General features: G+C 58.2%; 14 protein-coding genes. 10 read left to right on the forward strand and 4 right to left on the reverse strand.

The window, feature by feature from the left end:
• Positions 1-177 precede the first annotated feature (177 nt).
• Entirely contained in the window at positions 178-837 is a 660-nt protein-coding gene (locus DES29_RS08450) for a LysE family translocator (RefSeq protein ID WP_113854742.1), read from the forward strand.
• Between the two features lie 96 nt (positions 838-933).
• On the opposite strand, the gene DES29_RS08455 is transcribed toward DES29_RS08450, so the two are convergent.
• Positions 934-1,605, reverse strand: a complete 672-nt coding sequence (locus DES29_RS08455) for an FCD domain-containing protein (RefSeq protein WP_005428889.1) — start codon at positions 1,603-1,605, stop codon at positions 934-936.
• Between the two features lie 113 nt (positions 1,606-1,718).
• Here DES29_RS08455 and DES29_RS08460 point away from each other — a divergent pair, with 113 nt between their 5' ends.
• The 6 genes from DES29_RS08460 to phnA are packed head-to-tail and all read left to right on the forward strand — an operon-like array spanning position 1,719 to position 9,203.
• Positions 1,719-3,005, forward strand: coding sequence for an alkaline phosphatase family protein (locus DES29_RS08460; protein WP_113854743.1), 1,287 nt, complete (start codon positions 1,719-1,721; stop codon positions 3,003-3,005).
• A gap of 2 nt (positions 3,006-3,007) precedes the next feature.
• Positions 3,008-4,534 (forward strand): ABC transporter substrate-binding protein, encoded by a 1,527-nt coding sequence (locus DES29_RS08465; RefSeq protein WP_113854744.1) that lies wholly within the window; start codon positions 3,008-3,010, stop codon positions 4,532-4,534.
• 14 nt (positions 4,535-4,548) lie between these two features.
• Positions 4,549-5,406, forward strand: coding sequence for an ABC transporter permease (locus DES29_RS08470; RefSeq protein ID WP_113854745.1), 858 nt, complete (start codon positions 4,549-4,551; stop codon positions 5,404-5,406).
• Positions 5,407-5,423: 17 nt separating this feature from the next.
• Positions 5,424-6,335: an ABC transporter permease gene (locus tag DES29_RS08475; protein WP_016474488.1), complete on the forward strand. Its 912-nt coding sequence runs from the start codon at positions 5,424-5,426 to the stop codon at positions 6,333-6,335.
• Positions 6,332-7,921: a dipeptide ABC transporter ATP-binding protein gene (locus DES29_RS08480; protein ID WP_113854746.1), complete on the forward strand. Its 1,590-nt coding sequence runs from the start codon at positions 6,332-6,334 to the stop codon at positions 7,919-7,921. The genes DES29_RS08475 and DES29_RS08480 overlap by 4 nt, the downstream gene beginning before the upstream one ends.
• A gap of 34 nt (positions 7,922-7,955) precedes the next feature.
• Positions 7,956-9,203 carry a phosphonoacetate hydrolase gene (gene phnA / locus DES29_RS08485; protein WP_113854747.1) on the forward strand — a complete coding sequence of 416 codons (1,248 nt, stop codon included), beginning with the start codon at positions 7,956-7,958 and terminating at the stop codon, positions 9,201-9,203.
• 126 nt (positions 9,204-9,329) lie between these two features.
• Here phnA and DES29_RS08490 read toward each other — a convergent pair whose 3' ends face one another.
• The 3 genes from DES29_RS08490 to DES29_RS08500 form a co-directional block, all read right to left on the reverse strand.
• Positions 9,330-10,358, reverse strand: a complete 1,029-nt coding sequence (locus DES29_RS08490) for an aspartate-semialdehyde dehydrogenase (RefSeq protein ID WP_113854748.1) — start codon at positions 10,356-10,358, stop codon at positions 9,330-9,332.
• A 130-nt stretch (positions 10,359-10,488) separates the two neighbouring features.
• A complete protein-coding gene (locus DES29_RS08495; RefSeq protein WP_005428872.1) occupies positions 10,489-11,799 on the reverse strand; it encodes an aspartate kinase in 1,311 nt (436 codons plus the stop codon).
• Between the two features lie 20 nt (positions 11,800-11,819).
• A complete protein-coding gene (locus DES29_RS08500) occupies positions 11,820-13,028 on the reverse strand; it encodes a homoserine dehydrogenase (RefSeq protein WP_113854749.1) in 1,209 nt (402 codons plus the stop codon).
• 654 nt (positions 13,029-13,682) lie between these two features.
• On the opposite strand from DES29_RS08500, the gene thrC reads away from it, so the two are divergent.
• The 3 genes from thrC to DES29_RS08520 all read left to right on the forward strand — a co-directional run bounded on the left by thrC (position 13,683) and on the right by DES29_RS08520 (position 18,348).
• Positions 13,683-15,167: a threonine synthase gene (gene thrC, locus DES29_RS08510; RefSeq protein WP_113854750.1), complete on the forward strand. Its 1,485-nt coding sequence runs from the start codon at positions 13,683-13,685 to the stop codon at positions 15,165-15,167.
• A gap of 87 nt (positions 15,168-15,254) precedes the next feature.
• Positions 15,255-16,136, forward strand: coding sequence for a homoserine kinase (thrB, locus tag DES29_RS08515; RefSeq protein ID WP_170126126.1), 882 nt, complete (start codon positions 15,255-15,257; stop codon positions 16,134-16,136).
• 406 nt (positions 16,137-16,542) lie between these two features.
• Complete coding sequence (locus DES29_RS08520) at positions 16,543-18,348, forward strand: FAD-dependent oxidoreductase (RefSeq protein ID WP_113854752.1); 1,806 nt, start codon at positions 16,543-16,545, stop codon at positions 18,346-18,348.
• Positions 18,349-18,354: the final 6 nt, after the last annotated feature.

The following is an 18,354-nucleotide window of genomic DNA, read 5'->3' on the forward strand; positions in this document are numbered from 1 at the left end:
ATTTGTTCGGACAACATGTGACGAAATTCAAAAGAGCGGCCGCGGCTCAAACGACAGGCCTGATGTCTCCCCGCTCGCTTTTAGCGATAGCATTCTCTTTAACGCCGAGGCTGCGCATTCGGCGCTGGGCCGCTCTCTCGAGCCGACGCCACAGCATGTTTTTTCCGGCTCTTCATCATGTTCTCGCTCACAAACTACCTCCTCTTTCTACCGGCCGTTCTTGTCATCACGCTGCTGCCCGGCCCCGACTTTGCCATCGTTGTCAAAACAGCGCTCCTCTCCGGGCGCCGTCAGGCCCTCGCTTGCGTCCTCGGCATCAACTGCGGCGTAGCGGTGCATACCATCGCAGCCATTCTTGGGATTTCTGCGGTGATTGCCGGGTCCGCAGAGCTCTTTGCTGTCCTCAAATGGGCGGGTGCGGCGTACCTCTTCTATCTCGGCCTTCGTTCGCTCCTTGCGTCCCGGCGTCATGAATCTCATGAAGACGGCGCCCCGATTGAAGCTGCGGCAGCCGCCCTTCAGAACGCCAAGGCCGAAACGCCTGCCGCCGCCTTTCGAAGCGGGCTCTTTTGCAATCTTCTGAACCCGAAGGTGGTGCTTTTCGTGCTCACGTTCTTTCCGCAGTTTATGGACGCGGCGCTCCCCGCGGGGCCCCAGCTCGCGCTGATGGGCGTCACCTGGGCATTCCTCGGACTTGCCTGGCTTGCCGTGCTCGTAGTGATGATGGATCGTATTCGTCCGGTCTTCGGACGGCCGGCTTTTCAGCGGTGGCTCAACCGCACAATGGGCGTGATTCTCATTCTTTTCGGCCTCAGGCTTGCCGCCGCCCGGAGCTGATGCAAAGGCATCGGCAAAGAGAAAGAATCCTCCGGCCTCTTTTGCCTCAAGCCCGCACCCCGAAGCATGCCGATGGGCTCAAGGACAACTAAAAGATTATTTCTCTGCAATCGCAATCAGGTGCTGCAGACTCTCGCGCGTATGTGCTTTAAGCCGTTTTTCTGCCTCATCGGCCTCACCGGCACAAACCGCTTCGGCAATCGCCTGATGCTCCAGATAGGACCGTTTTGCGCTCCCCGTCTGGTGACGAAGAACGTAGCTGCGAAAAAGATGGAGTCTGGAAACCAAACGCAAATAGATTTCTTTGAGCACCGCATTCTGCGTGCAGCCGGCCAGCATCTCATGAATTTTGAAGTTGAGCTCAGTGTAGCGGGCGACATCTTCGGCGTCCACGGCTTTAGCCATCTCCTCCACAATGCCCTTAAGCGCAGCTTTCTCGGCCGCTCCAGCCCGCTCCGCTGCCAGACGTCCGATTAGGCCTTCAAGCGTTTCACGCAGTTCGTAGATCTCTTTGACTTGTTCAAGGGTGAGGTTTCCTACCCGGACGCCTCTGTTTTTCTCACAGCACACCAATCCCCGCTCTTCCAAAATGCGGAAGGCCTCACGCACCGGACCGCGTGAAAGCCCCATTTGCGCAGAAATATCCGCTTCCCGCAAAGGCTGTCCGGGCGACACTTTGCCTTGTGCAATCCAGCCTTCTAGCTCTGAACAAATCAGTTCAGGAAGCGATTTGCTCGTCAATAACGCGATTTGAGTGTTTTCGGGCATGTTTATGGCTCACCAAAGATGGTTGAATTATAAAGGTCATCAGATTGTCAGCAATCTGCAATCTACGATCTCTAGACTGCCTCTCATTCCAACTTCAGCAGTGAGGCCATTGCATGAGCGTCGACAAACTGGCGGTGATCGTGATTACGGACGGTCTGCGCCGTGATTCCATTGAAGCGCAATCGACGCCGGCGCTCGATGTGCTGCGCGGCGAGTCCGTGTGGCTTCGCCGCCACCGTTCCGCTGCGCCCTCGGTCACGCGCGTTTGTTCTGCCACGATCGCAACGGGCTGCTATCCACTGCGCCACGAACTAGCGGGCAACAAGCTTTGTCTCCTTGACCATGGAAAGCTCCGGCTCCTCGATGTCGGAGTACCCTCGTTCTTTTCTCTCTGCCGCGAGCTCCGGGGTCATGTGCTCGGCGTTCCTACGCTCTCCCAAAGAACTGAGGCGGCGGGCGGGCTGCGGATGTACGGCAATGCCTCGCCCGGCGCCGCTTATGTTCAGGATCCGACGCACCGCGGACATGTCTTTCATCGAGCCGGGAGCTTCGGTCCGCGCGGGGAACTCCCGCAAACCGAAGCGCTCAATGTGAGTTCGGATCTCGCGGGCGACCGCGCAATGACCGAGCGTTTCATCGACGACCTTGAAAACCAATTGGCCGCCGTGAACCTCCTCTGGCTGGGGCATCCCGACACGACGCAGCACCATTGCCCATTGGGTTCGCCCGAGCACTTGGAAGCACTGCGGCGAACCGATGAGAATGTCTCTGCCGTTTATGCCTGTGTCGATGAACTCCGCAGAAAAGGAAAGGACGTTCTTTTTATAGCCGGCTCCGACCATGGGCACGAAACCGTGTCCGGACTGGTCGACATCGATAAGAAACTCGCTGAGGCGGGCTTTGAGTCAGAACTCGCCTCGGGCCGGCTTGTGACTGCACCCAACGGCACTGCTGCTTTGGTCTATCTGCAGGCTCCTGAAGCCGTGCGGGCACGGCTGGAAGCGTTTTTCCGGCAGGCCGACTGGCTGAGCGACGTCGTCTGCCGCCGGCAGTTCGAGCTGTACGGCATTTCTCAGGCGCCGGCGCTTGAATTTTTCCTCTCCCTCAAGTCTGACCCCGCGGCCCTCAATCCGTACGGTGTTGCCGGTGAGAGTCTGGCCTGCTTGGTGCCAGGCTCTCCTTACCCCATCGGCTGCGGTCAGCACGGCGGATTCGGTCTTCATGAACAGAGTCCGTACTGCCTTGTCAATCATCCCGGCCTCCGTCCGAGCGAGATCTCTGCCGTCACGGATCTCACCCTAATTGCGCCCACGGTTCTGAGGTTTCTTGGACTGTCCCTTGACGGATTGGACGGGCGCTCTCTTCAGCAAATTCTTGGTGTTCCCACTCTTGGAGATTAATCATGGGCAATGCTTTTTCGCTTCACCGCCGCACGCTGCTTCTTGCGTCGCTTGCCGCCGCGGCTCTGCCGAGCTTCCCGGCCGACGCTGCAGAGCGCAGGGAACTTCGCTATGCCACGCTCGGTCTCGACACGTCTGACCCGCACCGGCATACCGGCAGCATTGCGGTGCAGCAGTGCTACGCTGAGCCGCTCACTTCCATTGCCGACGACGGCCAAGTCAAACCGTTCCTCGCGGAAAAAGTGACGGTGAGCAGCGACGGGCGCACTTATACCCTGAAAATTCGTCAGGGCGTCAAATTTCATAACGGCGACGTGCTGACCGCCGAAGACGTTGTCGCCAACATCAACCGCATCCGCGAGAAGATCAAGGGCGGGTGGCTCGTTTCGTCGCTCAAAAACGTTGAGAGCCTCTCTGTGCCCGAACCCAACACGGTGGTGATTGCCTTCGCCCGCCCCTTCGCTCCCTTCATGTCGCTCATGGCTGAGCTCTGGATTCTTTCGCCGAAATCCCCGGGCTGGGACTCCACGATTACACAGCCGATCGGCACGGGCCCCTTCCGCTTCGGCAAATGGCTCCCGAAGGTCAGTCTGGACGCTCCGGCTTTTGCCGACTACTGGCAAAAGGGGCTCCCCAAACTCGCCGCCGTGCATTTTGACCTTCGCGACGGCACAGACAAGAGCCTTGCCATCCGCTCGGGCGACCTGGATGTTGCCTATGTCAGCAAAGATGCCGCCGAAGATCTGCAGCGCGCGGGCGCCGCGGTCATTGAAGGCCTCAAAGACAGTGCCTGGTACTTCCTCTCCTTCAACAACCGCAAGCCGCGCAAGCCCTTTGACGACATCCGCGTACGAAAGGCTCTCGCCCACTGCATCGATAAGCAGGGTTTCATGAACTTTGTGGGCGGCAGCCGTGCGCAGACGAGCAACCAGTTCGTGGGGGCGAACAACTTCTATTTTGACCGTGCGCTCTATGAGGCCGATGAGTTCAAAAAGCCCGATCTTGAGAAAGCCAAGGCGCTTCTCAAAGAGGCCGGCGTCGATCCCTCGAAGCACACGATTGAATTCGTCTCGTGGCAGGTGCCCTACGCGCAGATTGCCGTGCAGATGATCCGCAGACTGGGCTTCAAGGTGCACCACGTTGCGCTCGACGACATCGGCACGCAAAAGCGGCTGTCTCAGTACGACTGGGACCTCACCGTCATGAACTCCGGCCCGCGCTCGGATATTTATCTGCGCTACGTTCGCCTGATGAGCGAAGGTCCCAACCCAGTCCTCTGGGGCGGCATTCAGGATCCGACGCTCGATAAGCTCATTGCCGAGGCCGCAGAAACGACCGATGCTCAGGCCCGCCGCGCCGCCTACCTCAAGGCTTTTAAGCGCGTGATGGAAAAGGGCTACTTCTATGTCATCGGTCTGACGCCCGACCTCATTGCGATCCGCAAGGGCGTCATAGGCTTTCACACGGGCTTTACCTGGGCCTGTCACTGGGCGGACGGCGGCGTGGACCATGCCGACCTGAAGGCCTGAGGCGGAGGCTCAGCATGCTGAAGGCGTCGCCCTCGGGCGCAGACAAGATTCAAAGCTTTCCAGACCTGCGGCAGATGCTTCTCTACGCAGCTCTGGGCAGCATCGTCTTGGCGGCTCTCTTTGCACCGTGGCTCACGGATGTTTCTCCGCTCGACCAAGACCTCATGAACTTAGACCAGCCCTTTTCCCCGGCTCACCCCTTGGGGACCGACAGTCTGGGAAGAGACATACTGGCGCGGCTCGTTTATGGGGCAAGAACTACGCTGGAGATCTCGCTGGGCGGCACCTTCATCGCCTTTTTCATCGGTGCCGGCATCGGCTTGACGGCGCTTTCCATGGGGCGTTTTGCCGCCGGCGTGTTTTTTGCCTTTATCGATCTGGTGCGCGCGCTGCCGAGCACCCTGATGGCGCTCCTCGTTATCGTGGGGCTGGGCAGCGGTCAGTGGCAGCTCATGGCGGCCACCGGCATTGCCTTTTCGCCCCTTGTCGCTTACGTCGCGCGTTCTGTCTATCAGCGCGAAGCATCGCGGGAGTATGTGCTTGCCGCCAGAAGTTTCGGCGGCAGCCGCATGCACATCCTGAAGCTGCACCTGCTCCCAAACATCATGGGCGCGCTGATCACCCAGCTGGGCATCGTTTTGCCGCGCTGCATCGTAACGGAGTCGGTGCTGAGTTTCCTTGGACTGGGAAGCTCGCCGGATGAGCCGACATGGGGAAGGATGATTGCCGACGCAGCGCCCATGATGGAACGCGCCCCGCATGAAGTGATCGTTCCCCTGTGCGCCTTGGTGCTCCTCACCTTTTCACTTTCCCTGCTGGCCAATGAATGGCGCGAAAGGCTCGATCCCATACGGCGGCTTGAGCGCTGCTGAGGAACGGAGGTTTCATCATGCATAAGTTATGGCTGCTCGCATCGACTGCCGGCAAGGGTCTCCTGCAGTGCGTCCTGATTGTGGCTCTGACATTTCTCTTTTGCCGGACGATTCCCGGCGACGCGGTTGACGTTTTGGGGCTCGAAGGGGGACTCACTGCGGAGCAGGCTGCGGCCATTCGTCAGGCATTGAAGCTTGACGACCCTTGGCTGGTTCAGTTCGGCGACTGGCTCAGCGCAGCGAGCCGCGGCGACTTGGGACAGTCGCTTCGTTTCGGCCGATCCGTATCGGACATGCTCCTAAATGCCATTCCCGTCACGCTGCAGCTTGCCGGCTGGGCATTTGTGCTGGGGCTCTTCCTCGCGCTCGGTCTTTCACTTTGGGCGGCTGCGCGTCAGTCAGCCTTCGCTGACAGTCTGGTCGAAGGGCTCAATGCCTGGTCCATTGCCATGCCGACCTTTTGTGCGGGCGTTATTTTCATTCTCCTTTTCTGCATTGAACTCCATTGGCTGCCGGTGATCGGAAGCTTCATCCTGCCCGCTGTCATTATGGGGCTCGACAGCGGCGGAACCATCGTCAAGCCCCTGCGTGAAGAGCTCAAAGAATCGGCCGCCCTGCCTTATGTCCGCACGGCAAAAGCCAAAGGACTGGCGCCGCTGCGCATTGCCGTTTTTCACATCCTGCCTAATGCCGCCGGCATTTTGCTTTCGCTCTCCGGACTGGTTGCCGGCAGCCTCGTTGCCGGCACCTTAACCATGGAAATTCTTTTCGGACTTCCCGGCATCGGCAGTCTTGCCCTCAATGCCATTCAAGGACGCGATACCCCGGTGGTTCTGGCCGCCGTGTCCTTTATTGCTGTCTCCCTCGTACTGATCAACACGGCTGTTGATGCACTGCACAAACTTTTCGATCCCCGGATGACCCCATGACCGCCAACGTACTCGACATCAGTCATCTCACACTGTCGATTGAACACAAAACCATTCTGCAGGACATCGATTTGACGATCGGCGCGGGCGAAACCGTGGCCCTCATCGGAGAGTCCGGCTCCGGCAAATCCACTTTAGCCCAATGCATTTTGGGACTGCAGCCGCAGCGGAGCCGCCTGACACCCGAGAGCCGCATTGACTGTTTGGGAGAGCCTCTTCCCATTGAAAACGATGCCCGGATGCGCCGCTGGCGGGGATGCTCGATCAGCATGATTTTTCAGGATCCGATGTCCTGCCTCAATCCTTATCTTCGCGTAGGAACACAGATCCTTGAAGCCCTTAAGCGCGGCTCGGCATCAGACGAGGATCCGCATGCGCGCATGCTCGAACTCCTCGAAATGGTCGATCTGCCCGAGCCCAAACAGACGGCCGGCAAATACCCTTATGAACTTTCTGGCGGCCAGCAGCAGCGCATCATGATTGCCATGGCGCTCGCCAATCGTCCGCAGCTTTTGATCGCCGATGAACCGACGAGTTCCCTGGATGCCTGCGTGCAGGCTGAAATCCTCAAGCTCCTCGAGCGGCTGCAGAAAGCGTTTGCGCTCTCTATGCTCTTTATTACGCACAACATGGCTGCCGCACGGTTTCTTGCGCACCGCGTGTATGTGCTGCAGCACGGCCGCATTGCCGAATCGGGCGACACCGCAGCGGTATTTGCCCATCCCCGCGAGGCCTATACGGCGGAGCTCATCCGCGCCAAAGAGAATTTGGCCGCCCTTCAGCCCGTTGCCTGCGAAGCCCAAAACAACGCCTCCCCCGTCGGGGAGCTCTCAAACGTCTCCTATGCCTATCCCGCCGCCGGATTCTGCCGCCGCGCTCAGCCGACGCTTAAGGACATCTCTCTGCGCATCTATCCGGGCGAAACACTCGGCATTTTGGGAGAGTCCGGGAGCGGAAAATCCACCATTGCCAAGCTGCTTGCCGGGTTGGTTCAGCCGAGTCAAGGCAAGGTATCGCTGTTTGAGGAAGATATCAGCCGTACCCGCAAAATGGCGCTTGCGCTGAGAAAACGCTGCCAAATTGTTTTCCAAAACCCGTTCGGCGCCTTGAATCCCAGGCTCACCGTCGAAGCGGCTCTGCGAGAACCGCTCGAACTCATGAATCTAGAGTCCCATGCCCAAGAGCGCATCCGGGAGGCGCTCCAGTCCGTGAGCCTCCCGGAGGATTTTCTCGCCCGCTACCCGCATGAACTTTCCGGCGGCCAGCGCCAGCGTGTATGCATCGCGCGCGGAATCCTTTCGCACCCCGATCTGCTCATCTGTGACGAAATTGTCTCTGCTCTGGATCCGACGGTACAGGTGCAGGTCCTCCTCACCCTGCACCGTCTGCAGCAGGAACGCCGCTTTGCGATGTTCTTCATCAGCCACGACTTGGAGGTTGTCGAGCATATCTCCACAAAGATCGCCGTGGTCTATCGAGGAAGCATCGTGGAATACGGACCCGCCGAAGCAGTCATGAACCGCCCGCAGCATCCCTATACCCAAAAACTCATTCAAGCCAACCGCATGGCCAGTACCCGTGCCTAAAAAAACCAGCCCTTTCTGATTCAGGAATTCACTTATGTCATTGCTTTCCATCAATCACATTCACTATCGCCGTCCGCTGCGCCCCTGTGTTGCCGTCTGCATCGACGGCTCGGATCCGAGCTATCTCGCGCGCTACCTCTCCCGCGGGGAGCTCCCAAACATCGCGCGTTTCATCCGGGAAGGATTCGCCGGCACTGCCCAGTCCTCCGTGCCGGCCTTCACCTGCCCCAACAACATGTCCATCATCACGGGCGTTCCCGTGTCGCAGCACGGCATTTCCGGCAATTATTACCTTGACACGAAAACCTGGGAACCGGTTGTCATGACCGATCCCAAGCTGCTCATGGCACAGACCATTCTTTCGGGGTTTGCAGATGCCGGCGCCCGCGTGGTCTCAATTACGGCCAAAGACAAACTCCGCCGGCAGCTCCAAAAGGATCTGGATCTGACGCGCGGCAATATCTCCTTTTCGGCCGAGTTCGCGGATCAATGCACGATCGAAGAAAACGGCATTGACAATGTGCTCACCTATGTCGGCGAACCCCAGCCCGGCAAATATTCTGCAGCGCTCTCTCTCTTCGTGCTGCAGGCCGGCCTGAAGCTCCTTCGTGACCGCCGTCCGGAAGTCATGTACCTCTCGCTCACCGACTTTGTGCAGCACCGCTATGCGCCCGAAGCCCCTGAAGCGCTCGCGTTCTACCAAAAGCTCGACGCTCTTTTTGGCCTTCTGGCCGCCGAAGACATCAATCTGGGGCTGACCGCAGACCACGGCATGAGCGACATGAGCCTCGACAATCTCGAACCTCATGTTCTCTGGCTTCAGGATATTCTCGATGCCAAATTCGGCAAGGGAGAAGCGGTGGTCATCTGCCCGATCACGGATGCCTTCGTCGCGCACCACGGTGCCTTGGGCGGCCTGGTCCGCGTCTGGAGCAAAGGCAGCATTTCAACGGCACAGCTTATCGAAACCATTTCCGCCCTGCCGGAAGTGGACATTGCCGTCGACAAGGAACGCGCGGTGCGCATGTTCGAGCTCTATCCGGACCGCGAAGCGGATGTGGTGGTGCTCGCCAAGGAGCACGTCTGCATCGGCACAAGCCGCTCCAAACATGATCTGAAGGGGCTTTCGGGCCATCGCCTGCGCTCCCACGGGAGCCTTCATGAAATGGAAGTTCCTTTCATTCTGAATCGGCCGCTCAATGACGCCTATAAGGAACGCGCAGCAGCAGAAGCGCTTCGCAACCGCCACATCTTTGACTATTTAATCAACGGGACAAACTAAAAGCGGTGCCCGGTCGCCCATTCGTCCATATTTGGGCGAGCACCTGAAATGACCGGCGGGCGGCCGGATAAGAAATCCGCCGCCCGCCCATTGAAGACTTTAAGCGCTCTGCACTTAAAAAGCGTTTTAGGATAAGCCGAACACCAGCTCGGCAATCTGCACGGCATTCGTTGCCGCCCCCTTGCGGACCTGATCAGCGCAGCAGAAAAGCACAAGCGAACGATTGTAAACGTCCTTGGGCGCCGAAAGGTCGCGGCGGATGCGGCCGACATAGACGAGATCCTGGTCGCTCGTCAGAAGCGGCATCGGATAGTGCTTCTCTTCGGGTTCATCCCAAAGGCGAACGCCCGGCGCATCCTTCAAAAGCTCGCGGGCTTCTTCGGGCGAGATTTCGTTTTCGAACTCGATCGTAAGCGCCTCGGAGTGCGAACGAATGATCGGCACGCGCACGCAGGTGCAGGAGACGAGCAGATTGTCGTCGTGGAGCATCTTGCGGCCTTCGTTCTGCATCTTCATTTCTTCGCTCGTATAACCCTCATCGTTAAAGCCGCCAATCTGCGGAATGAGGTTGTAAGCGATGGGATACGGAAAGACCTTGCAGGGAGCGGGCGTACCGGCCGGCGCTTTCACCTCAGCCTCAAGCTCATCAATGCCGCCCTTGCCGGCGCCGGAAACGGCCTGATAGGTCGAAGCGATGAGGCGCTTCACCTTAGCCTTGCGGTGCAGCGGCGCGATGGCCGTAAGACCGATGATCGTGGCGCAGTTCGGGTTGGCAATGAGCCCCTTGCTCCACTTGACGTCTTCGGGGTTGACTTCAGGGATGACGAGCGGGACTTCCGGATCCAGCCGGAAGGCGCTCGAATTGTCGACCACCGTGACGCCGAGCTTAGCGGCGTCGGGCAGGAACTTCTTGGCCACATCGTTGTCAGCCGCGCCTAAAAGGAGATCAAGCCCCTTCATGCGTTCGAGACTGGCCTCTTCGACCTCGTACTCCTTGCCCTTGAAGGCAAGCTTCGAGCCGGCGCTGCGCGCGCTGCCGAAAAGACGAAGCTCAGTAACTGGGAAATTGCGCTCCGCCAGTACGATCATCATCTGTTCGCCGACGGCGCCCGTGGCGCCGAGAATGCCGACTTTGAGTGCTTTGGGTTCGGTCATGATGGAATTCCTCTGGGTTTGCTTGAATTCAGTTCATCGTGGAAGCTTCAAAAAACGCGTTCTGCCGCTCGAGGGAGAGGCGGCTGCCGTCGGGCAGTCCGCTTCCCCGGCGCAGCAGGCGCCGCTAAGCTTATTTCGTGAAGGTGTTGTAGAGCGCCTGAACGGCTTTCGAAAAGTCCTGCTGAGAGACGCCGACTATGATGTCGATTTCGCTCGAGCCCTGCGAGATCATGCGGATATTGACGTTGGCTTCGGCCAAGGCGCCGAAGAGCTTCGCGGACGATCCCACGCGGGCATTCATATTGCGGCCGACAACGGCAATCAGTGCGATCGGTTCGGGCACACGGATCGAATCGGGCGCAATGGCCTGTTTGATTTCCGAAAGGATTTCGTAAAGGTTGTGTTCAACATCCTTTTTGTTGACAACGACATTGAAGGAATCAATGCCGCTCGGCAGATGCTCAATTGAAACGCCGTATTTGTTGAGCACGTCGAGCGCGCCCGAGACGATGCCCACCATGGTGGACATGTTGCGCTTGACAATTTCAATCGAGAGGAACCCCTTCTTGCCGGCAATGCCGGTGACGAGCGGCCCCGTGTCGCGGTCAGAGATCTTGTCGAGCACCAGCGTGCCCGGATCCTGCGGACGGTTGGTATTGAGCACGTGAATCGGAATGTTGTATTCGCGGATCGGGAATATTGCGTCTTCGTGCAGAACGCTAGCTCCCATGTAGGAGAGTTCGCGCAGCTCCGCATAAGTGATCTTCTCGATGTTCTTCGGATTGGGCACAATGCGCGGGTCGGCCATCAGGAAGCCCGATACGTCCGTCCAGTTTTCGTAGAGGTCCGCCTTGAGGCAGCGCGCAAGAATGGAACCCGAAATGTCCGAGCCCCCACGGGTCATCACCTTGATCTTGCCGTCAGGCGTCGTGCCGTAGAACCCCGGCATAACGAAGCGGCTGTTCTTTTGCAGAACGCCCTTGAGGTTTTCCGTCGTCTTCTCAAAATTAAACGTGCCGTCAAACTCCATCGCTACGACGTCCTTGGCATCCACGAAGGGGAAGCCGAGGAAATCGGCCATCAGACGGGAGGTGAAGTATTCGCCGCGGCTCGCAATGTCGTCAATCGTGAGGTCGGGGAGCGCTTCGCGGAATCGGCTGAGCTCTTCCTCAATGGGCGTATCGAGGCCGAGCTCGTTCTTAATCTCGAGGAGCCGCCCCTTAATCAGATCAAAGACGGGCTGGCAGTCCACGTGATATTCAATATGGGCGCGGCAGAGGTAGAGGAGATCGGTGAGCTTATTGTCTTTAGGGGTCTTGCGCCCGGCAGCGGAAATAACGACGAAGCGTCGTGACGGATCGGCCTCGATGATGGCCTTGACTTTGCGGAATTGTTCTGCGGAAGCGCAGCTGCTGCCGCCGAATTTCGTGATCTTAAGCATGATTAGAGAGTCTGTTGGGTTCAGGGTTCGGGTTGAAAGGTCATGAATTCGCCGGTTTCGCGGGCAGCACGGGCGAGTTCTTCGAGGGTGCGGTCGGGCAGAATCCCGCGGGCGGTAAGCCCGGCTCCGCGAAGCAGCCCCGCGTCATAGACGGGGGGCGCCGCGACGGGAAGCGGCTCGACCCGCCGTGTTCGAATGCTTGTGAGGTCCTGCAGGACCGCATCGGCGGTCGGCTGGCCGCCGGCGCCCTGACCGTAAAAAGAGAGTCTGCCGACCAGGTCGCCCTCAAGCGTCACGCAGTTGAAGTTGCTGCGCACCTGTGCTTCAAGTGATTCGAGCGGAAGCACAACAGGCGCAACGCCCAAGGCAGCGCGGTTGTTGGTGCGCTTAAAAAGCATCATGTGGCGAAGGGTTTTGCCTTCGCGTTTTAAATCGTCGAGGAAGGACTTCGTCACTTTCTCGATGCCGAGCACCGGAAAATCGTCCTTAAACGGGGCGCCGCACGCCACAGAAGCGGAAATAACGGCTTTGTTGGCGACATCAAAGCCGCCGATGTCAGCCGTCGGATCAGCTTCGGCATAGCCGAGCGCCTGCGCCTCCTTGAGCGCCTCATCAAAATCCATGCCGAAGCGGTCCATGCGGTCGAGGATAAAGTTCCCCGTGCCGTTCAGAATGCCGTGCATGGACTCAATGCGGTCGATGCGCGCGGCTTTTTTGAGGCTTTCAATCCAGGGAATGCCGCCGCCGCAGCTCGCTTCAAAGAGGAGGGGCAGCCCCTTGGCATGCGCAATGCCGAGAAGCTCCTCGTAGTTGGCAGCGAGCGCAGCCTTGTTGGCGGTGACGACGGCTTTGCCGGCGAGGAGCGCCTCACGGATATACGTGCGGGAGGGTTCAATGCCGGCAAGCACATCCACTACCACATCGACCTCAGGATCATTGATGATCTCGGCAAAATGCTCTGTCATGAGCGGGCCGCCGGCTTTCCCCGGGCGGCGCAGAATGTGGCGCAGTTCAATGCCGCAGTCGCGCTCGGCGAGCTGTTCGGCAATACTGCGGCCAACCGTCCCAAAGCCGAGAAGTCCGATCTTGAGCATGTCTTCCTCCGTTCCAATGTCCTCATGTCGCTCATCCGGAATCGCAAAAGCATCGGAGCCGATGGCCTGCGGATCCGACGGCATTTCTAAGCGCGCCGGCGGGCGCGGAAAGCTCGTCTGATTCAATGGATTCATCGGCAGCTCCCGTTTTTTGTGAATTCCGAGAACCGGCACCGCATCGCGCGCGGCCGCTCTCCCTACAGGCAAAGCACTTTGCGCGGCGCTGACGTTTGAACGTTGAGATGATGTTCAGGCGTTTCGCCTGAGGTTGCTGGATAGGTGTTTATAGATGGCAGCGGGTCATCCTGAAGGACCTCAAGGCTCGCGGCTTGACGCTTCCCCTGAGGCTTGCCGACCGGATTCGAATCCGCAGGTGCGCCGGAGGAAGACTTCAATATTCCGCGCGCTGGAGTTCTTCACGAACAAGCGCCGCTTCGCGTGCGTCTTTGGACTATCCTACCTGAGTGCCCTTGGGGAAAATATCTCAGTAATGACGGTAAAAAACCTTAGATGTTCTGCGCGAATACGGACAAAGGCCAAAGAATTCTGTGCAAAAGCGCCCTTTTGAACCGCATTCGCCCCGCAGAGGTTTGCGTTGAGTAGGATGATTTCCAATCAGCGTGCGTCTGCCCAACATCTTAAGCGACAAAAACACTTCTATAAGAAATTGTTTTTCATGTTTTACACGTTTATCCGTCTCCGGCAGACTTACCGCAGCAAAAAACCGGCAGACTGAAGACTGAAAGAAGCCGCCGCACCTCAAAGAAAACAGCAGGAGTTCATTGCATCATGCGCTATCACAGCACCCGCAGCCTCGTTCAGCAGCTCACCAGCCGCGAGGCTGTTCTTCAGGGTCTGGCCGCCGACGGCGGTCTTTTTGTGACCGACGAGCTGCCCGAGCTTCACATCGACCCGGCTTCGCTCACCGGCGGATATGCCGGCGCTGCCCGCCGTGTGCTCGGTACGCTACTGCCGGACTTCAGCGCCGAAGAAATCGCCGGCGCGGTGGAGGCGGCTTACGGAAATACCTTTGCCGATCCCGCGGTCACTCCGGTGACGAAAATCGGCAGCATGCACCTCCTTGAGCTCTATCACGGTCCCACGGCCGCCTTCAAGGACGTAGCGCTCCAGATGCTCCCTCAGCTCATGAGCCGCGCCTTGGCCGGCACCGGCCGCCGACTTGTGATTGCCACGGCAACGAGCGGCGACACCGGAAAAGCCGCGCTTGAAGGATTTGCTGACGTTCCGGGCATCGGCATTGCAGTCTTTTACCCTGACGGGGGCGTGAGCGCTATTCAGCGCCTGCAGATGGCAACGCAAAAAGGCAATAACGTGGAAGTTGCGGCGCTCCGCGGGAATTTCGACGATGCTCAGAGCGCGGTGAAGGCGCTCTTCGCTTCGCCGCTCAAAGCCGAGCTCGCCGCGCGGAACATTACGCTTACGAGCGCCAATTCCATCAATATCGGCCGTCTTGCGCCGCAGGTGGTTTATTACTTTGACGCGTACCGCCAGCTCGCAGAAGCCGGCGTCATCCGTCAGGGCGAACGCATCGACTTCTGCGTCCCGACCGGCAATTACGGCGACGTGCTTGCCGGCTGGTTTGCCAAGACGCTGGGGCTCCCTGTTCGCCGCCTCATCGTTGCGAGCAACGCCAACCATGTCCTGAGCGACTTCCTCGAAACGGGCGTCTACGACCGCCGCCGAGATCTCGTGCGGACGTCTTCGCCGTCGATGGATATTCTGGTCTCGAGCAACCTCGAGCGAGCGCTTTACTATCTCGACGACATGGATCCCGTGCGCACGGCCGCACGCATGGCTGCTTTGAAAGCGGACGGCATCTACCGGATCGAACCCGAACTGCTCGATAAATTCCGCGCCGTCTACGGCTGCGGCTGGCTTGACGATGCCGAAACGTCCGACGCTGTGCGCGAAGCCTGGGAAACCACCGGGCGGCTCATCGACCCGCACACGGCTGTTGCCTGGAAGATTGCGCAGGAGCAGGCGTCTCCGGAAGTGCCGATGGTGGTGCTCTCCACTGCCTCGCCCTTCAAATTCTGCCGCGACGTCTTCAATGCCCTTTACGGTCCCCTGAAGTTAAAGAGCACGACGCCGGAAGCCGCAGCATTTGAATATATGGATGCGCTTGCTGACTCCACGGGTGTTGAACCCCCGCAGTGCCTCTCAGCACTTCGCACGCAGTCCGTGCGCTTCAACGCGGTCTATGACGTTGATCAGGCGCCTGAACGCGTGCTTGCCGCAGCCGCCAAGCTCTGACGCTGTGCAAATCATAGGCAGCGGCCGAGCGGCATGGAGCCCTTTTGCCGCTGCTTCGTCTCTATTCTTTCCATCGTGAGCAGTCTCATGCAGATCACCGTGCGTGCTCCGGCCTCCACTTCGAATCTCGGCCCGGGTTTTGACATCTTCGGCCTGGCACTTTCGCTCTACTCCGTTTTCACTTTTGAGCGTTCTGAAGCGCTCCAGATTTCCGGCTGTCCGGAAGCTTTTCAAAATGAAGACAATCTGGTGCTTCAAGGCTTTCGAGAAATCTTCCGTGAAGCCGGGCAGACGCCCTTTCCCGTGAAGCTTCACATTGACGCAGAGGTTCCCGTTGCCCGCGGCCTGGGCAGTTCAAGCACCTGCATCGCCGCCGGCGCTGCCGCCGCCAATGCTTTCCTCGGCAGTCCCTTTGCGAAGGACGAGCTCTTTCAAATTTGCGCTCGCTTTGAGAGTCACCCTGACAACGCGGCCCCTGTGACATTCGGCGGCTTCACCGCGTCTTTTGCCTCGGATGAACGCTTTCACGCGCTGCGTATGCCGCTTGACCAAAATTGGAAGTTTGCCGTCATCATCCCTGACTATGAAGTGCGCACGGCTGACGCCCGACGTGCAATGCCTAAAGAAATCGCCGTTAAAGACAGCGTCTTTACGACCTCTCATGCCATTGCCATGATTGAGGCGCTCCGCTCCGGCAGCGAAGAACTTCTGGCCGAAGCCTGTCAGGACGTGCTTCATGAACCCTGCCGGCGCAAACTCATCAAAGACTACGATTCGGTGCGGGCCTCTGCCAAGGCAGCCGGAGCACCAGCTTTTTTCATCAGCGGATCAGGTTCAACGATGATTGCACTCACAAAGTCTGAGAACGTTGCCGAGCGTTTTATCGAACTCGTTCGTGCTCGTCATCCGAATTTTGCGGGCCACGTGCTCCATGCCGCTGCTGACGGCGTGCGTGTTGAAACGAAATAATGGCTGCAGCTGCCCCCGTGATACGGCGACTTGACGAACATGTTTTTCGCAATTCGCCGAAACGGGCTGTTTTCTCTTATTCCGTCCGATAGCAAGCGGCAGCCCAGAAACCCCAGTTTGCCAATCACAATAATGGCGGTATTTCAAAGCACTTTCGGACCCGAGTCAATCATTGAGAACGCCTGCACATCATCAGGTAGGTCAATTTAGCGTTCGCTGGACAATTTGACGGTTTTATACAAATCATCCGGCCCCACAGGGTTTAATTGCTGAATTTCTCAACACATCCGCGTTTTTCTCTTAATCAGTCGATTGATCTAGGTCATGTTGATTAGAAAAGCGCACAACGACGATGAACTCATGTCAGGCGGCCTTGAGGTCCGCCTAACGACTTGGAGATTCAGTCATGAGAAACTTTCGTCTAACCGCTGCTGCGGCTCTTTTAACCGCGCTCATTGCCGGTCCATCCTGGAGTTACACGCCGGGGACCTATGAAGCATCGGCTCAGGGCATGAAGGGACCGGTGAAAGTTGCGGTCACTTTTTCAAAGGATGCGGTGACTTCAGTCAAGGTTATCGAAGAGAAGGAAACGGCAGGCATCGGGACGACTGCGGCGGCCGAACTTCCTCGGCAAATCGTTGAAGCCCAGAGCACAAAGATCGACGGACTGAGCGGAGCGACGGTAACAAGCAAAGCCATCTTCGCGGCTGTTGAAGACTGCATTCGTCAAGCCAAAGGCGATCCGAATCAGCCAGCCCGAAGCACTGCGCCGAAACATGCCGGAAAAACGATTGAAGCAGCTGAAGACGTCGTCATCATCGGATCGGGTTTTTCAGGACTTGCCGCTGCCGTCAACGCTGCTGAGCACGGTGCCCGCGTGACAGTCCTTGAGAAGATGAGCGTTACCGGCGGCGCATCGGCCATCTGCGGCGGGCAGTGGGCCATCATGGGCACGAAGCTCCAGAAGGAAAAAGGTGTCCCCTACGATCCTCCGCAAGCTCTGGTCTACGATCTCATCGGCAATGGCCACCTGAAGAACGACCTGACAACGCTCACGATGTTCGCGGAGAACTCTCCTCGCGCTGCCGATTGGGCGATCAATCGCTTCAAACCGGAATTCATTGACCAAAAACTGCAGTACCGCGCCGAATTCCAATTCGACCGCTCGCTCTACCTCAAGGGCGGCTGCGGCCCGGCCTACCGGAAGGTGGAAAAGGCCGTGCGGGATCTCGGCATCAAGATCCACACCGACACCAAGGCTGAACGACTGATTGTTAAAGACGGCCGGATCGTGGGTGTTGAAGCGCACAAGAAGGACGGAACGAAATACATCTTCTCGAGCAAAGCAGTTCTCCTCGCCACCGGCGGTTACGGCGCAAATAAGGCGATGCTCATCGAACCGCTCAAAAGCGCGCTCTACTACGGACCGGTCTCAGCAACCGGCGACGGACATCGTATGGCCCAAGCCGTCGGCGCCAAGCTTGAACTCATGGAATTCGGCAAGCGCTATCCTAACGGCGTTGAGGCGGCTCCCGGCGTAGCAAAGTCGATTATTCAAGGCAACTACCGTGCGTGGCTCCAGTCGGGTATTCTCGTTAACAATGAAGGACGCCGCCTCATTAATGAAAAGGCCTCCAATCACGATATCCTCACTGTGCTCGAGAAGCAAAAGGGCGGAATGCTCTACCTCGTGATGGATCAGGCTACATGGAATGGCTTCCGTGACGGCGTTCACACGCTGGGCATTACGGACGAAGATCTTGAAAAATGGCTCGCCGAAAACGGCCGCAAAGCTCCGATCTTCGCTCATGGCTCAACCCTCGCTGAAGCCGCTGCCTCAGCCGGCATTGACGGCAGCACGCTTGAGAAGACCGTTGCCCGCTACAACGAACTCGTGAAGCTTGGCAAAGATGAGGACTTTGGCCGTCCTGCAGCATTTATGAAGGCCGCAATCTCGTCAGAAGGTCCGTATTACATCGTTGAACAAAAACCGCGCTTTGCCACTACGATGGGAAGCGTTATCGTCGACGAGAATCTTCAGGTTCTTAACCAACAGGGCAAACCGATTCCGGGTCTTTATGCCGCCGGTGAAATTGTGAATGCTGTGCACGGCGATGACTCCTCACCCGGCATGAACGTGGCGTGGGGCTTCACCTCCGGCAAGGTCGCGAGTGAATCCATTCTCAAAGCGCTTGGGCGATTAGAGAAGTAGCCTGCA

The sequence above is a fragment of the Sutterella wadsworthensis genome (assembly GCF_003315195.1).
In the GTDB taxonomy this organism is placed as follows: domain Bacteria; phylum Pseudomonadota; class Gammaproteobacteria; order Burkholderiales; family Burkholderiaceae_F; genus Sutterella; species Sutterella wadsworthensis.

Bases quoted from the DNA above. Each gene is read 5' to 3' on its own strand.
- DES29_RS08450 (WP_113854742.1), top strand. From the start codon at position 178: ATGTTCTCGCTCACAAACTACCTCCTCTTTCTACCGGCCGTTCTTGTC.
- DES29_RS08455 (WP_005428889.1), bottom strand. From the start codon at position 1,605: ATGCCCGAAAACACTCAAATCGCGTTATTGACGAGCAAATCGCTTCCT.
- DES29_RS08460 (WP_113854743.1), top strand. From the start codon at position 1,719: ATGAGCGTCGACAAACTGGCGGTGATCGTGATTACGGACGGTCTGCGC.
- DES29_RS08465 (WP_113854744.1), top strand. From the start codon at position 3,008: ATGGGCAATGCTTTTTCGCTTCACCGCCGCACGCTGCTTCTTGCGTCG.
- DES29_RS08470 (WP_113854745.1), top strand. From the start codon at position 4,549: ATGCTGAAGGCGTCGCCCTCGGGCGCAGACAAGATTCAAAGCTTTCCA.
- DES29_RS08475 (WP_016474488.1), top strand. From the start codon at position 5,424: ATGCATAAGTTATGGCTGCTCGCATCGACTGCCGGCAAGGGTCTCCTG.
- DES29_RS08480 (WP_113854746.1), top strand. From the start codon at position 6,332: ATGACCGCCAACGTACTCGACATCAGTCATCTCACACTGTCGATTGAA.
- phnA (WP_113854747.1), top strand. From the start codon at position 7,956: ATGTCATTGCTTTCCATCAATCACATTCACTATCGCCGTCCGCTGCGC.
- DES29_RS08490 (WP_113854748.1), bottom strand. From the start codon at position 10,358: ATGACCGAACCCAAAGCACTCAAAGTCGGCATTCTCGGCGCCACGGGC.
- DES29_RS08495 (WP_005428872.1), bottom strand. From the start codon at position 11,799: ATGCTTAAGATCACGAAATTCGGCGGCAGCAGCTGCGCTTCCGCAGAA.
- DES29_RS08500 (WP_113854749.1), bottom strand. From the start codon at position 13,028: ATGAATCCATTGAATCAGACGAGCTTTCCGCGCCCGCCGGCGCGCTTA.
- thrC (WP_113854750.1), top strand. From the start codon at position 13,683: ATGCGCTATCACAGCACCCGCAGCCTCGTTCAGCAGCTCACCAGCCGC.
- thrB (WP_170126126.1), top strand. From the start codon at position 15,255: ATGCAGATCACCGTGCGTGCTCCGGCCTCCACTTCGAATCTCGGCCCG.
- DES29_RS08520 (WP_113854752.1), top strand. From the start codon at position 16,543: ATGAGAAACTTTCGTCTAACCGCTGCTGCGGCTCTTTTAACCGCGCTC.